The sequence below is a fragment of the Pontibacter ruber genome, assembly GCF_023630205.1.
Classification (GTDB): Bacteria; Bacteroidota; Bacteroidia; order Cytophagales; family Hymenobacteraceae; genus Pontibacter; species Pontibacter ruber.
Window position 1 is genome coordinate 860,586 of record NZ_JALPRR010000001.1, and the last position, 15,351, is coordinate 875,936.

Sequence of the window (15,351 nt, forward strand, 5' to 3'; positions counted from 1 at the left end):
TAGCCCTACCAGATAAGTTTGAAATGCCTGCTTTTTCTGCTCTTAAACAAAAGAACCTGACCGTAGATAAAGGCGCTACTTCCTTTCCTGTCATCCTGAAAGGATCTTGTGTGCCTGTACCGAAAGCTTAACCTCTGGGGTAGACAGAGGCGTTTCATTCTGGTAAATTTATACTATAAAATGCCCTTGCTTGCCTCTGGCGAGGGAAATAAAAAGATAAACAAAAGCCCCTGCCCCTGTGGTTGCTGTAACCACCCGGAGCAGGGGCTTAAAAGTATAAAGTATGCCTTACTTCTTGGCAGGCTTTATCGGAACAGGTACTTCCAGAGTCTCCCAGCGCAACACCATGCCATCTTTAGTAATCGCATAGGTCAGTCGCTCACTCATAGGGGCACCTGTGCGGGGTTTAGCCGTTACGCGCAAGGCATCCTGCTTCTGGTCATACTCCGTGCCCCACTGCCTGGCGGTCTTGTTAAAGATAATGGTCCACTGGTCTTTGTTCGGAATGGTGTAGAAACTGTAGGTACCTGCCGGCAGCAGCTTGCCCGCTACCATGATGTCCTGGTCTGTGGTGAAGCGGGTAGCCTCGTTGGCACCGGCACGCCATACTTTTCCGTAAGGCACCAGCTCTCCCCAAATGGTACGGCCTTTCACTGACGGGCTGCTGTAATTGATGGTGATGGTAGCGGTGCCTATTTTACCGGAGGTAGAATCAGCAGGGCTGGCCTTTTGTTTTTGCCCCTGTGCCCAGGCCGTTGTAGTTACCAGCATGCAGATAAACAGCATGACAAACGAAGTAAGCAAACGAGTGTTCTTCATAGTAAATTTATTTTGATTTAAGATTTGGCAGAAGAAAGGGATTCGTATTAACAAACGAAGTATAAATCAACTTATTACACGCTCTTACGGGACTTGTGCTTCTTTCAGGTTGCTTTATACGTTCTTGCCTGGCTGCAGAGTTATCTTTGGATCATACAAATTACTACAAAGTACCCTTAACCCTGCAGATCCTGTAGCTAACCCGTTTATTAAACATGATGAAATTAGTAACTTGCCTTACACATTATAATACAGCAAAGCTTTAACCGGTAAGCAGAAGAGACGTGAACGTGCTGCCTGAAAACAAACCTACGGTCAGAACCCGAATAGCGCCTACCCCGAGCGGTTACCTGCACCTGGGCAACGTGCTGTCGTTTGCCATCACCTGGGCCCTGGCCTGCAAACAAGGCGGTACCGTAGCCCTGCGCATCGACGACCTGGACAACACCCGCTCCCGCCCCGAATACCTGCAGGATATTTTCGACACCTTGGATTTCATGGGCATCGACTACGACGAGGGTCCCCGCAGCCCCACAGATTTTCAGCAGCATTACTCACAACACCTGCGCCTGCCTGCCTATAATGAGTTGCTGGATGAACTGGTGCGGCAAGGTATGATCTACGCCTGCCCCTGTTCCCGTAGCCAGATCGCGGCACTTTCACCTCAGGGCATTTATCCGCTTACCTGCCGCAACGAGCAACTCCCTTTAGACACGCCCAATGCGGCCTGGCGCATCCGCATTCCGGAAGATACGGTCATTACCTTTCAGGATGTGCTTCTTGGCAACTGCACCGTGCCCTTGGCGCTGGAAATGCCCGATTTTGTGGTGCGCCGCAAAGATGGCATTCCGGCTTACCAGATCGCTTCGATCTGCGACGACCTGCAGATGGGCATCAACCTGGTCGTACGTGGCGAGGACCTGATGATCTCCACAGCCGCGCAGCTGTTCCTGGCGCAGCAGATTGGGGCAACAGCTTTTACAAAAGCGCAGTTTGTGCACCACCCCATTATACGCACCAGCGAAGGCAACAAACTATCGAAGTCGGATGATGCCCTTTCGGTTACTGAAATGCGAAAGGCAGGGCTTACTTCCAAAGGGCTCTGGAAAAAAATAGCGGATACGTTGGGCTGGAAAGCAGAAGGCATAACCGATGCGCAAAGCTTTCTGCAGCGGTTTCGGTTAGAGGATTTGCCCCGGCATGTAGAGCAGGTATAATACTTACAGCTTTTACTACCTGCATACCTTCTCCGCACGTTCAAAAAGTATACTTTCGTATCTTTTACTGCTCATATAACCTATACTTTATACTATTCACATTTTCCCCATGCCCGAATCCAACAAACCTGCTCCTAATCTTACCCCACAGATCGCTGCTTCAGACGAGCGAAAGCTGAGCAAGCTACAGCAGGAGTTCAACCAGAAAACAGAGCAGATCGAGCAGCTTAAACATGAAATAGCCAAAAGGCGAGAAAGTATAAACCTGGCCCAGAAGCGGATAGAAAAGGAGTTGCGCCCTATCATCATGCAGCAACTGGAGAAACGTGTGGAGTTAGTGCACCTGTTGGACCAGGCTTACCCGCTTCCTGTCTTCAGCTTCCGCGAAAAAGAAAAACTGGCCGCGCTTATCGAGAACATCACCTTCGACCTGATCTCCAACTATGAGCGCCAAGATATGATCGAGCTGCACGACAAGTACGCTGAGTTTACCTATGCAGAACGTACCTCCTTTGCCGCAGAGGATTTTGATGAGGCTATACTTGATGACGAGCCAACTATAGATAACGACTTAGAAGACCTGGACGATCTTGAGCGCATACAGGCAAAGCTGGACCGGGAACAGGAGCAGCGCGAACAGGAAAAGCAAAATCGTCAGAAAAGTCGCAAAACCAAAGCGCAAAGAGAGAAAGAAGCCAGGGCAAAAGCCGAACTCAGCAACATCAGCAAGGCCAGCCGCCGTGTTTACACCGACCTCGCCAAGCAGCTACACCCCGACAAAGAGCAGGACCCAACCAAACGCGCCTGGAAAGAAGAAGCCATGAAACGCATTACCCAGGCCTACCACCACGACGATTTCTTCGAGCTGCTGCGCCTGCAAATGGAGTTCATGCAGGAACAAGGCCAGGCACTGGACACACTCCCCGACGAGCAACTGCAATACTATGTTAAGATCTTGACCGACCAGTTGGATGAGCTAAAGGCAGAGTTTCATAATTTGGCTACTGGTCCCGATGCCGGCTTTTACACCCGCTTCTGCGGCTCACCCAAGCAAATGGACCAGAAATTTAAATCAGCCAAAGAAGACCTGAACCGTGAGTTGGAGCAGCTAAAGCAAAATGTCCGCACCCTGCAGGATGATCCGCAAATGATAAAGGTGATTTTGAAGTAGGTAAAGTTAAGTCTACCGCCAGTTTGAGCGCAGCGGTAACTGGTGGTATAGCATGGCAGCCAGTTTATAACTGGCGAAAGTATAAAATGAGTATATCGCCAGTTACAAACTGGCTCAATGAAAAGCCACAAGTTGCGCTAAAGCTAAACTTGCGGCATAGGAAGTATAAACAACCTGCACCCTTTGTCTTTTAACAGGAAAGGGTGCAGGTTTATACATTTAGTTAGAATGATCGTGAAGTATTTTCCAGCCCTTATCAGAGTGCTCAAATACCAAGGTATAGCGGCCGCTTTGCTTTGAGGAATCCTGAGCTGTTAAAGTATAACGACCTGTTACCAAAGCATGGCTGTTGCCCAGCGGCTTCATCTCCAGGCTATCGAAGCTTAAAGTTGAACTAGGCGTCCCGGTTTCTGTAAATGCTTCCTGATAGTAGCCTTTCATTTCGTTCACCCCTACCGGACCTTTCGGTAGCATGAAAGTAGCTGTGCTGTCATAAACAGTAATAAAATTGTCCAGGTCGCCTTTGTTCCAGTCAGCAGTAATGGCTTTAAGCGTCGGAAGCACCTGTGTAAAATCTGCTTTAGCTTCTTCTTTTACAGCAGTTTCAGCTGTATTGCAGCCAGTAACTAATAGCGCTGCTGCAAGTATAGCACAGCAATTGATAGCAAGGGATAGTTTCATTTTGTGTAGTGGTAGATGTAGAAGTATTGATTATGTGCAGCAAATATGCAGATTTCTTAATATAAATGAGAGGAGAAGTATAAATTGATCTGATTTATACTTGCTGGTAAAACACATCTTCCGGCCACTTTTCAGGATTGCTCAAAATGTAATCTTTGATCCTAAAATAAGCTTTATCGCTTCGGATGATATGATCGTGGAAAGAGCGCTGCCAAGCGAAGTCTGTAAGTCCTGCGGCGCGAATAAGCTTAGAAGTAGTAGTCTTATAAACGCCTATTAATTCGGACAGCGATTTAATTTTTTGAATGGTGAACGCAGCAGTATTCGTTTCATCATCCGGCCGTCGCGCGGACAGGTCGCGACCTGTCCCTACAAGTTCGCGGACAATTTCGATAATGCCATGCACGTGGTTCGGCATTACCACAAAAGCATGAAGCACCACATAGGGATATTGCTTTTCAAGCCAGTTCCATTGCTGCTCTGCAATGCAGCCATACTTATTCAACTGTATTTCTTCGTTCACCACTTCCCCAAAAACACAGGCTTTATCCTGCACACAGGATGTCACAAAGTATAACGCATCCCGGCTGTAGTCAAAGCCATTTAACCTGTTCAGCTTCCGATCCGGCCATTTCATGAGAGAAGTATACGGCACCAGAATATATTTGTATTAGATACAAAATCACCCTGTAGGGACAGGTCGCGACCTGTCCGCGCGATAGGCTGAACGATGAAACAACAATGGATAGAGCGCCAATATCAAATCCTGTCAATCTAATAATCCTGCATACCCTAGTTCAGATAAATTTTTCGGGAACGATTGCCTGTGCACGATTCGAACAGGTTATGACCTGTCCCTACAGGAAGTATTGGGTTAATCTACTTACAAAGTATACTGAAATTGCGCCGACACTAAACTCTCTTCCCTACAAGCTTACCTTATTCAACATATTCTATTCACGACCGCAACCTTCTCTCCTCCCACACAGTTCTGATAAAACATTAACTTGTAGTATCTTTGTAAAGAAGAAAACAGCAGAACGCGACTTGACAAAAGTCCTGTGTTCTGCCTTTGTTGTTTCGTGATATACCTGAATGAAAGTAACTGATTTTTTAGAACTGTACCGCCTCGACGGCATGGTGCAAACCATCGCCGAACGGCTTAAAGCAGATACGCCCTACCGCCTACAGCTAAAAGGCATGACAGGCAGTTTAGACGCCGTGCTGGCCTCGGCAGTTTATACCTTGAATCCGCAGCACCAACTCTTCGTTTTGCACGACAAAGAGGAGGCGGCTTATTTTTATACCGATCTTAAAAACCTGCTGGGCGAGGAGAAGGAAGTCATGCTTTTCCCGACTTCCTACAAGCGTCCTTATAGTTTCGACGATACCGAAAACGCCAACATTCTTATGCGGGCCGAGGTGCTCAACCGCCTCAACAGCAAATCCGACAAAGGTGAGCTGATCGTGACCTACCCCGAGGCGCTGACCGAGAAGGTGATCAACAAAAAGTCGCTGGTGGAAAACACGCTGGGTGCCAAGGTAGGCGAAAAACTCGACACCAATTTCCTGAGCGAAATGCTGACCGAGTATGGCTTTGAGCGGACGGAGTTTGTGTACGAAGCGGGCCAATATGCCGTGCGTGGCGGCATTGTCGACGTGTTCTCGTACGCTAACGACCTGCCTTACCGCATCGAGCTTTTCGGAGATGAAATAGAAAGTATAAGAACCTTCGACCCCGACACGCAGCTGTCGGTGGAGACGAAGAAGGCGATCTCGATCATACCCAACGTGCAGACCAAACTGCTGCAGGAAAAACGCGAGGCATTCCTTGACTTTCTGCCGAAGAACACGACCATCTGGTTCAAGGATGTGCGCCAGACGGTGGATGTGATCGATGAATATTTCGACAAGGCTTCGCATGCTTTTGAGAAGCTGATGGCGGGTAGCGGCGGCACCCAGATCGTGTCCGATCCGGAGCAACTGTTCCAGACGCCGAAGCAGTTCAAGAAGCTGCTCGAGAAGTTCAGTATTGTAGAATTTGGCAAACGCTTTAATTACAAAGAGGCCGAAGTACTGCAACTGCAATCCAAACCGCAGCCGTCGTTTAACAAAGATTTTAACCGGCTGGTAAAAGACCTGCACGAACAACAGGGCAAAGGTTTTGTCAACATCATTGCTACCGAATCGCCGCGCCAGATCAGCCGCCTGACCACCATCTTCGACGAGCTGGACCATGACGTGCGTTTCCAGCACCTGCCGGTGTCGCTGCGCGAAGGTTTTATAGATGATCAGCTTAAAATCACCTGTTATACCGATCACCAGCTCTTCGACCGTTTCTACCAGCACAAAGCCAAAGAAGGCCGCTCCAAGAACAAGGCCATGACGCTGAAGGAGCTGCGCACGCTGCAGCCCGGCGACTACATCACCCACATGGACTATGGCGTTGGCCGCTTTGCCGGATTGGAGAAAGTAGAAGTGGGTGGACGCCTGCAGGAAGCCATCCGGCTGGTATACCGCGACGACGATCTGCTGTATGTCTCTATCCACTCGCTGCATAAGATCTCGAAGTATAGCGGCAAGGAAGGCGGACCGCCGACCATGAGCAAGCTGGGTTCGCCGGAGTGGGAGAACAAGAAAAAGAAAGTAAAGAGCAAGGTAAAGGATATCGCTGCCGAGCTCATCCAACTATACGCCAAGCGAAAGGCTGCGCCGGGCTATGCCTACAGCAAAGACGGCTTCCTGCAGGCCGAGTTGGAATCGTCGTTCATTTACGAAGACACACCGGACCAGGCAAAGTCTACCGAAGACGTGAAGGCCGACATGGAGCAGCCGCACCCGATGGACCGCCTCGTGTGCGGCGACGTGGGCTTTGGTAAGACCGAAGTAGCCATACGTGCCGCTTTCAAAGCGGCCTGCGACGGCAAGCAGGTGGCGGTGCTGGTGCCAACCACAGTATTGGCCATGCAGCACTTCAAAACCTTCCGCGACCGACTGGAGCAGTTCCCGGTAACAGTGGATTACATCAACCGCTTTAAGACGGCCAAGGATATCAAGAATACGCTTAAGCGTGTAGCCGAAGGCAAAGTGGACATTCTCATCGGCACACACCGCATTGTAAGCAAGGACGTGCAGTTTAAGGACCTGGGCCTGATGATTGTGGACGAGGAGCAGAAGTTCGGCGTGAAGACGAAGGAAAAGCTGAAGGAAATGCGCGTGAACGTGGATACCCTGACACTGACCGCCACACCTATTCCGCGTACGCTGCACTTTTCGCTGATGGGTGCCCGCGACCTGAGTGTAATCGCTACGCCGCCACCAAACCGCCAGCCGGTAAAAACCGAGCTGCACGTGTACGACGAGCTGCTCATTCGAGACGCGGTGATGTACGAGCTGAAGCGCGGCGGGCAGGTATTCTTCGTGCACAACCGCATCAAGGATATCGAAGAGATGGCCGATATGATCCTGCGACTCGTACCAGACGCACGGGTAACTTACGCCCACGGTCAGATGGACGGCGAGCAGTTGGAAAAGCGCATGATGAAATTTGTGGAAGGCGAGTACGACGTGCTCGTGTCAACCAACATCATCGAGTCGGGCCTGGACATCCCGAATGCCAACACCATCATCATTAACCGGGCACATATGTTCGGTCTGTCGGACCTGCACCAGATGCGGGGCCGCGTGGGCCGCTCCAACAAGAAGGCTTTCTGTTACCTGCTCACCCCACCGGTAGCCGGTCTGCCAACCGATGCCCGCAAGCGCCTGAGCGTGCTCGAAGAGTTCTCCGACCTGGGCGAAGGCTTTAAAATTGCCATGCGCGACCTGGACATACGGGGTGCCGGTAACCTGCTGGGCGGCGAGCAAAGCGGCTTTATCAACGACCTTGGTTTTGAGATGTACCACCAGGTACTCGACGATGCTATCAAGGAGCTGAAGGAAACCGAGTTCCGTGACCTGTTCCTGAAAGATAACCTGGCCGAGTTTGTGGAACCGGTGCGCGACTGTAATATCGAGACTGACATGGAGGTGCTCATACCGGATACCTATGTCGGCAACATTTCAGAGCGACTCAACCTCTACAGCAAGCTCGACAGCACCAAAGATCTGGAGGAGCTGGAGAAACTTCGTGCAAGTATAATCGACCGCTTTGGTCCGCTTCCGGAAGAGGTGCAGAAACTGATCGAGATCGTGAAGCTAAGATGGCAGGCACAGCAGCTTGGCTTCGAAAAACTGACGATCAAGAAAGAAGTAATGAAAGGTTACCTGCCAAGCGAGAACAACGACAAGTATTTCCAGTCAGATACTTTTGGCCATATATTAAAGTATGTGCAACAGCATTCACGCCGTTCACGCCTGAAAGAAGCCAAAGACAAGCTCATCGTGATCGTGGAGGACATCCAGAGTATAGCTGATGCCCGCGAAGTGTTTGAAGGATTTGGCGTAGCCGAGGTTACATCTGCCTGAGCTGAAGCAGCAGGTTCGGACTGTTAGCAGAGCATACTATTTTATACCTTGAGCACAGGATACAATCATTTTTGTATCCTGTGTTTCTTTTTATGGCAGTCTGTAAAAATTCTTGGAAAATAGGCGGCTCCTGCTGCACCTGCTGCCCCTGTTATTTTCGTTTAATTACATATGGTTTTATTCCAATCATGTATGCCGAATAAGCAACTCATACCGCCCCCAAGTTTTGATCAGTTTTTCCACGCACTGCCGGGGTTGTACTTGCTCATGACCCCGGAGTTTCTGATCGTGGATGTTACAAACGACTACGCCCAGGCTGCATTAACGCCCCGCGAAAATATAGTGGGCCAGTATTTTTTTACTGTTTTCCCCAACAACCCGGACCTTCCGGATTTTAAGCCGGCAGAGGAGCTAAAGCAGTCGTTGCAATATGTGCTGGAGCACAAGGCCCCACACACCATACCTGTTCTGCGCTATGACATAAGAGACCATACAGATACCGATGCAACATTCGTGAAACGCTACTGGACCGCCTGCAACTCTCCTATACTGGATGCAGACAACAACGTAAGTTATATTTTGCATGAAATATGCGACGTAACAGAACAAGAGGCACTGAAAAAGGAGAAGCTTGGCAACCATGAGCACCTCTCCATTCTGGCCAACGCTGTTCACGCCGTAAACTGGGAATATGATTTGCTAACAGATTCGATACACTGGGGGTATGGTTTAGCACAGGTACTTGGGTATACGCCGGAAGAGATGGGCAACGGTATAGAAGGCTGGACACTACGCATACACCCCGACGACTTGCGGGCTGTTCTGGATAGCCTGGAACAGGCACGAACAAAAGGGCTTCGGAACTGGTCAGCCGAATACCGGTTCCGGAAAGCTTCCGGGGACTACGCCTATTTCCTGGACACAGGCTACATCCTGTACGACGAGCAGAACCGGCCTTTCTGCATCAAAGGCTCGCTGATAGACCTGTCGGCCAGCAAGCAGGCAGAACTGGCGCTAAAAGAGAGCAACGCCCGTTTTCAGCACCTCATCGAGGCACTGCCATACATGGCCTGGACGGCAGACGCCAACGGCAAAGTGTTGTTCTACAACAAGATCTGGTACAAGTATACCGGCATGCCCGAAGGGCAGACGGAAGGCTGGCTAAACTATGTGCACCCCGAAGATTCTGCCCATGTTATCACCACCTGGTCTGCGGCACTGCAAAGCGGGTACTACCAGGTAGAGTGCCGTATCAGGCGGCAATCGGATAACTCTTACAGATGGTTTCTGGGGCAGGCAGTGTCTATTCGTGATGAAAACGGCAAGATACAATTCTGGGTAGGCACCACGATCGACATCAACGAACAGATGCAAGCCCTGGAGCATTTAGTAGCAAGAGAATTCTAAGTATAAACCAGCCCTCTCCTCCGCTGCTGTAGTTTACTGTCTGTAGCACATTTGGCTTCTATCCTTACACCTCATACGCGCCTGAGAGCACCCTGCCGATAAGGGGGCCCAGGGAGCAGTTATACTTGTAAGAATAAGCAGCTGCAATAATTGTAACATCAGGAGATTATTTTGCTTGCTAGCGGGCAATCCCCTATATTTAGCCTCTTCCACTGATGGAGCAACACCTGATACAGAATACTTCGTGCAACCTGAAAATAGTACTCATACCCAACTTTTAGGCCCTTTATTTCATGCCCTGCCAGGACTTTACCTGGTCATGACGCCTGATCTGATCATTGTTGATGCGACGGACGCTTACCTGCGCACCACCTTTGCCAGGCGCGACAGCATCGTAGGGAAGTATTTTTTCGAAGTGTTCCCAAACAATCCGTCTACTCCCGACCTGGATTCGGCGCAGAATTTTAAACTCTCGCTGGAGTATGCGGTGGAGCACCTGCAGCCCCATCACATGCCTGTGTTGCGCTACGACCTGCCCCGCCCGGCCAGCCTTGGCGGCGGCTTTGAAGAGCGTTACTGGCAACCGTCCAACACGCCGGTGATGGATGAAGCAGGCAAGCTCCTCTACATCCTGCACGAGGCACGCGATATAACACAGAACGTAATCGCAAACCAGGAAGACCATCGGCGGCAGGAGCGCCTTTCTATGTTAAACAGCGCGGTAAAGGCTGTATCCTGGGAGTATGATATCCTCAACAACCGGATGTACTGGGGCAACAGCCTGCAGGAAGTATTCGGGTACGAGCCGGAAGAGATGGGCCCGGGAGGAGAGTCCTGGGACTCCCGTGTACACCCCGATGATTTTCTTAAAGTGCAGGAAAGTATAAAACAGGCAAATGATGCCGGCTGCAAGATCTGGACAGGCGAGTACCGCTTCATGCGGGCCGATGGCACTTATGCTTACGTGCTGGACCAGGGCTACACGGTTTACGGCAGCGATGGCAACCCCATACGCACAACAGGCTCAATCATCGACATGAGCAAAAGCAAGCAACCGGAAGACGACCTGAAAGAAAACCAGAACCGTTTCCGGCACTTACTCGAAACACTGCCTCACATGGCCTGGGCAGCAGAGCCGAACGGCAAAGTACTGTTCTTCAACAACCATTGGCACAGCTATACCGGCATGCCCGAAGATCAGACCGAAGGCTGGGCAAACTACCTGCACCCCGAAGACGCCATTTACGTCCTGACTGCCTGGAACAACGCCGTCGCCTCCAAAACGCCTTTTGAAACAGAATACCGCATCCGCAACCACTACGACGGCACTTACCGGCTGTTTATGGAACGGGGCGTACCGATGTATGACGAGCAGGGCAACGTGAAGTTATGGATCGGCACGTTTACCGATGTGGAGGACCAGCGACAGTCTTTGGAGAAACTGAGAATGAAAGACCAGCACCTGGAAAACATCCTGCACCACTCTCCTGCCCATATCTGCCTCCTGCAGGGTCCTGACCACATCTGCAAGTATGTAACCCCGGGCATTTACCAGTTGTTCGGCAGCCGCCAGTACCTGGGCAAGTCCGCACTGGAAGTATGGCCCGAACTCCAGGAGCAGGGCCTCCGGGAGTTACTTGACCAGGTATACCAACAAGGCAACGTAGTGCGGATCAATGGCCTTAAAGCCCTGATTGACCGTAACCAGAGTGGCCTGAGCCAGGAGGCATACTTTCATTTCAAGTGCCAGCCTTTGCTGGATAACAACGGAAATACCGAAGGCGTGCTGATTTCTGCCATCGAAGTGACTGAACTGGTGCAGGCAAAACGGGAGGCAGAGTCACTGGTTCAGGCACTTATGGAAAAAGATTTGGTGTAAGACAAAGATAACCTATAATTGCTGCACCGGAAGCCTGCTTTTTTTCAGAACTTACGTACTATCTTACTCCTGAAAGGAGACTAACATAGCCTGTAGCTTACTTTAGCCAAGGATGAACTTATCTGCATCACAAACTATACTTGATTTCAAGAATATATTTCAGGCCCTACCCGGCCTTTACCTGATCTTATCACCTGAGCTTACCATCATCGCCGTCAGCGACAGCTACCTGGCAGCCACGCTTACCGCCCGGGAAGAGATCCTGGGGAAGTATGTGTTCGATGTATTTCCTGACAACCCGCATGATGCGGAGAGTAAATCGGTGGCAAGCCTGAAGAGCTCCCTGAACTACGTACTCGAGCACCGGCAGTCACACTTTATGCCCACCACGCGTTACGATGTTCCTTCGCCGGGAAGCTCCGGTCATACCTTCGAAAGGCGGTATTGGGCGCCGTGCAACACGCCCGTACTTGCCGAAGACGGCACTGTGGCCTATATCATACACGAGGTCCGGAATGTAACCGAGCAGGTTCAGGTTGAGAAAGAGATCGCCTCCAGGCAACACAACCTGCTGCTGATGGCCGAGGCCGCCGGAGGTGCTGTGTGGGAGTGCGATATCCCGAACAACAAAATGACCTGGAGCGCCTCCTACAAAGACATTTTCGGTTATGATGATGACGCACTGGAAACAGTGCCGGGAAGATGGTCAGAGTTGGTGCACCCCGATGACCTGCAGCAGGCACGCAAAAGTATAGATCGTGTAGTTGCAGCCAAAGGCAAAACCTGGACCGGCCAATACCGCTACCGCAAAGCCGACAACAGTTATACCACCGTGCTTGACCATGGCTATATCCTGTACGATCTGGAAGGCAGGCCGGTGCACATGCTGGGCACCATGGTAGACCTGAGCAAGCAGCTGGAACAGGAACGTAAACTAAAGGAAAGCAACTCCCGCTTCGAGTTGATAGCCAAAGCTACCAATGATGTGATCTGGGACTGGAACCTGCTCGACGACTCGTTGTGGTGGAACGAAGGCATGCAGACACTTTATGGCTACAAGGCCGAGGCAATAGAACCTACCATCGTTTCCTGGACCAACTACATCCACCCGGACGATTTGTTGCGGGTAAAGGAATCTATTCACCACGTGATCGACAGCGGGGAAACCAACTGGGAATCGGAATACCGCTTTCGCTGTGCCAACGGCTCTTACAAGATCATCCTCGACAGAGGGTATGTTATACATAACCCCGAAGGAGCACCCGTACGCATGATCGGGGCTATGTTAGACATAACAGAGGCAAAACGACTGGAACAGCAGCAACAGGAAAGCACTGCCTTTGCCCGTCGCATACTGGAGTCGCTCCCGCTGATGGCCTGGACCGCTACCCCTAACGGTGCCGTAGATTACTACAGCCAAAGCTGGTTTGATTACACCGGCGCAAACTTTGATGAACTAAAAGCGTGGGGCTGGTCTAACATCATTCACCCGGATGACGCAGACGAGACCTTACGGCTGTGGAAAGAGGCCCTGCTGAACGGAGAGCCTTATGCAGGCGAGAACCGCTGGAAATCTGCCAAGACCGGCACCTACCGCTGGTTCCTGGCCCGTGCCGTACCTATCCGTGATGAGGAAGGCAATATTACGATGTGGGCAGGCTCCCACACCGACATACACGATCAGAAAACGTTGCAGCAACAGTTGGAAGAGAGCTCCAGAAAGTTCCTGTTTCTTTCCGAATCTATCCCGCAGATGGTATGGAGTGCTAACCCGGACGGGCACATCGACTACACCAACCACCGATGGTACGAGTATACCAAAATGTCGGAAGAATCGCTTGGCTTTGGCTGGGCGCCCGCCATACACCCTGACGAGCTGCAAAACCTGATGGGCACCTGGATGCATTGTGTAGCGACAGGCGATCCGCTCGAGTTTGAGGTTCGCTTTCAGGATATGGAGGCCAAGACCTACCGCTGGTTCCTGCTTCGGGCACTGCCCATGCGCAATGAGGGTAAGGAGATCGTGAAATGGTTTGGCACGGCCACCGACATCCACGATCAGAAACAACTGATGCAGCAGCTGGAAGAAACCACCAGACGCTTCCGCTTCCTGGGAGACTCCATCGTACAGCTGGTGTGGATCACCGATGCCAGCGGCTACCACGAATACTTTAACCAGCGCTGGAGAGACTATACCGGACTAACGCTGGAAGAGAGTATGGGCTTTATCTGGAACGACGTGCTGCACCCCGAGGATCAGCAACGGGCCTGGGACAGATGGCAGCACTCGCTCCGCACCGGGGAGTTTTACGAGATCGAATACCGTTTCCGGAACGGGCGCGACGGCACCTACCGCTGGTTCTTAGGCCAGGCCATGCCCATGCGCGACAACGATGGCAACATCCTGAAGTGGTTTGGCACCTGCACCGACATAGAAGACCACAAAAGAGCCGAAGAGGAGCTGCTCGAAAAAAACCTGGAACTGGAGCGCATCAACCAGGACCTGGACAGCTTTGTATATACTGCATCGCACGACCTGAAGCTACCGATCATCAACATGGCAGGCATCTTTGAGGAGCTGACACAAAATGCATCTTTCAATGACCCCGATGCACCCCGCATGATCGACATGTTCAACAAATCGCTGCAACAGATCCACAGCACCATACACGACCTGGCAGAGGTGGTAAAAGTACAGCGTATCGACGAGCGGGAACGGGAGCAGGTACAACTTGAACAGTTGGTGGAAGACGTGCAGGTAAGTATACAGGACCTGCTGAGAGACACGAGAGCCACCATCATTACCGACTTCAGTGCTGCACCAGGTATAGCTTTTATCAAGGCAAACCTGAAGAGTATATTTTACAACCTTATTACTAATGCCATCAAATACCGTGCACACGACAGGCAACCCATGGTACACTTAAGCACCAGGCACAAAGGCGATTACATCGAACTGAAAGTGCAGGACAATGGCATGGGAATCGACATGAACAAACATCAAAGCAAACTGTTCCAGATGTTTAAACGTTTCCATAATCATGTTCATGGTTCTGGGTTGGGCCTGTACATTGTAAACCGTCTTCTGACCAACAACGGAGGATATATTAACATCGAGAGCACGTTAAACGAAGGAACCACGTTTTACCTATACTTTAAACAAAAGAAAGCGTAGCCGATACACTCGCAAAAACTATGAAGCCGTTAAAGACCATACTACTAATCGACGACGACGAGACCACCAATTACCTGAACCACCGGCTGCTGACCCGCATGGAAATTGCCGACGATATCCGGGTAGTAACCAACGGAGAAGAAGCCCTGGATTATCTGACAAAGTCGTTCCAGGGCCAGGAAGGCTACCCAACACCTGACCTTATTTTTGTAGATATCAAAATGTCGGTGATGGACGGATTTGAGTTCCTGGAAGAATACGAAAAACTGGAGGGAGCTCAGAAAGACAGGATCGTTATGCTGATGCTTACCTCGTCGGCCAGCTTCTATGACCTGGAAAAACTAAAGCAGTTTCCGGATGTGCGCAGGCATTACTCCAAGCCCCTGGCAGAAGCCGACGTACGCGAGATTTTGCAGGAGTACTTTTAACGTATAAACAGATACGATCAAAGGCAGAAGGCACCCTCAAGAGGGTGCCTTCTGTAGTTTATAGCTGTCATTACTGTAGCACTGCAACCAACTATAGCCATCGGAAT

At 50.7% G+C, this 15,351-nt stretch carries 10 protein-coding genes; 7 read left to right on the forward strand and 3 right to left on the reverse strand.

What is annotated here, in order from left to right; translation table 11 throughout:
• Positions 1-288 precede the first annotated feature (288 nt).
• Positions 289-819, reverse strand: a complete 531-nt coding sequence (locus MJ611_RS03815) for a DUF2911 domain-containing protein (protein WP_250428121.1) — start codon at positions 817-819, stop codon at positions 289-291.
• 284 nt (positions 820-1,103) lie between these two features.
• Here MJ611_RS03815 and MJ611_RS03820 point away from each other — a divergent pair, with 284 nt between their 5' ends.
• Both MJ611_RS03820 and MJ611_RS03825 read left to right on the forward strand, forming a co-directional pair.
• The gene (locus MJ611_RS03820; protein ID WP_250428123.1) at positions 1,104-2,036 is read left to right on the forward strand and encodes a glutamate--tRNA ligase family protein; all 933 of its coding nucleotides are present in this window, start codon (positions 1,104-1,106) and stop codon (positions 2,034-2,036) included.
• Positions 2,037-2,145: 109 nt separating this feature from the next.
• Entirely contained in the window at positions 2,146-3,207 is a 1,062-nt protein-coding gene (locus tag MJ611_RS03825) for a J domain-containing protein (RefSeq protein ID WP_250428125.1), read from the forward strand.
• A gap of 219 nt (positions 3,208-3,426) precedes the next feature.
• On the opposite strand, the gene MJ611_RS03830 is transcribed toward MJ611_RS03825, so the two are convergent.
• The gene (locus MJ611_RS03830) at positions 3,427-3,888 is read right to left on the reverse strand and encodes a YybH family protein (protein ID WP_250428127.1); all 462 of its coding nucleotides are present in this window, start codon (positions 3,886-3,888) and stop codon (positions 3,427-3,429) included.
• A gap of 94 nt (positions 3,889-3,982) precedes the next feature.
• Positions 3,983-4,525: a transposase gene (locus tag MJ611_RS03835; RefSeq protein ID WP_250428128.1), complete on the reverse strand. Its 543-nt coding sequence runs from the start codon at positions 4,523-4,525 to the stop codon at positions 3,983-3,985.
• 458 nt (positions 4,526-4,983) lie between these two features.
• Here MJ611_RS03835 and mfd point away from each other — a divergent pair, with 458 nt between their 5' ends.
• The 5 genes from mfd (at position 4,984) to MJ611_RS03860 (ending at position 15,244) form a co-directional block, all read left to right on the forward strand.
• Entirely contained in the window at positions 4,984-8,355 is a 3,372-nt protein-coding gene (gene mfd / locus MJ611_RS03840) for a transcription-repair coupling factor (RefSeq protein ID WP_250428130.1), read from the forward strand.
• Between the two features lie 192 nt (positions 8,356-8,547).
• Entirely contained in the window at positions 8,548-9,762 is a 1,215-nt protein-coding gene (locus MJ611_RS03845; RefSeq protein WP_250428132.1) for a PAS domain-containing protein, read from the forward strand.
• 244 nt (positions 9,763-10,006) lie between these two features.
• The gene (locus MJ611_RS03850; protein WP_317233130.1) at positions 10,007-11,641 is read left to right on the forward strand and encodes a PAS domain-containing protein; all 1,635 of its coding nucleotides are present in this window, start codon (positions 10,007-10,009) and stop codon (positions 11,639-11,641) included.
• 112 nt (positions 11,642-11,753) lie between these two features.
• Entirely contained in the window at positions 11,754-14,816 is a 3,063-nt protein-coding gene (locus tag MJ611_RS03855; RefSeq protein ID WP_250428136.1) for a PAS domain-containing sensor histidine kinase, read from the forward strand.
• 20 nt (positions 14,817-14,836) lie between these two features.
• The gene (locus tag MJ611_RS03860) at positions 14,837-15,244 is read left to right on the forward strand and encodes a response regulator (protein ID WP_250428138.1); all 408 of its coding nucleotides are present in this window, start codon (positions 14,837-14,839) and stop codon (positions 15,242-15,244) included.
• The last annotated feature ends 107 nt before the right edge of the window (positions 15,245-15,351 follow it).

Coding starts and splice junctions, on each gene's coding strand:
- MJ611_RS03815 (WP_250428121.1), bottom strand. CDS start 819: ATGAAGAACACTCGTTTGCTTACTTCGTTTGTCATGCTGTTTATCTGC.
- MJ611_RS03825 (WP_250428125.1), top strand. CDS start 2,146: ATGCCCGAATCCAACAAACCTGCTCCTAATCTTACCCCACAGATCGCT.
- MJ611_RS03830 (WP_250428127.1), bottom strand. CDS start 3,888: ATGAAACTATCCCTTGCTATCAATTGCTGTGCTATACTTGCAGCAGCG.
- MJ611_RS03835 (WP_250428128.1), bottom strand. CDS start 4,525: ATGAAATGGCCGGATCGGAAGCTGAACAGGTTAAATGGCTTTGACTAC.
- mfd (WP_250428130.1), top strand. CDS start 4,984: ATGAAAGTAACTGATTTTTTAGAACTGTACCGCCTCGACGGCATGGTG.
- MJ611_RS03845 (WP_250428132.1), top strand. CDS start 8,548: ATGCCGAATAAGCAACTCATACCGCCCCCAAGTTTTGATCAGTTTTTC.
- MJ611_RS03855 (WP_250428136.1), top strand. CDS start 11,754: ATGAACTTATCTGCATCACAAACTATACTTGATTTCAAGAATATATTT.
- MJ611_RS03860 (WP_250428138.1), top strand. CDS start 14,837: ATGAAGCCGTTAAAGACCATACTACTAATCGACGACGACGAGACCACC.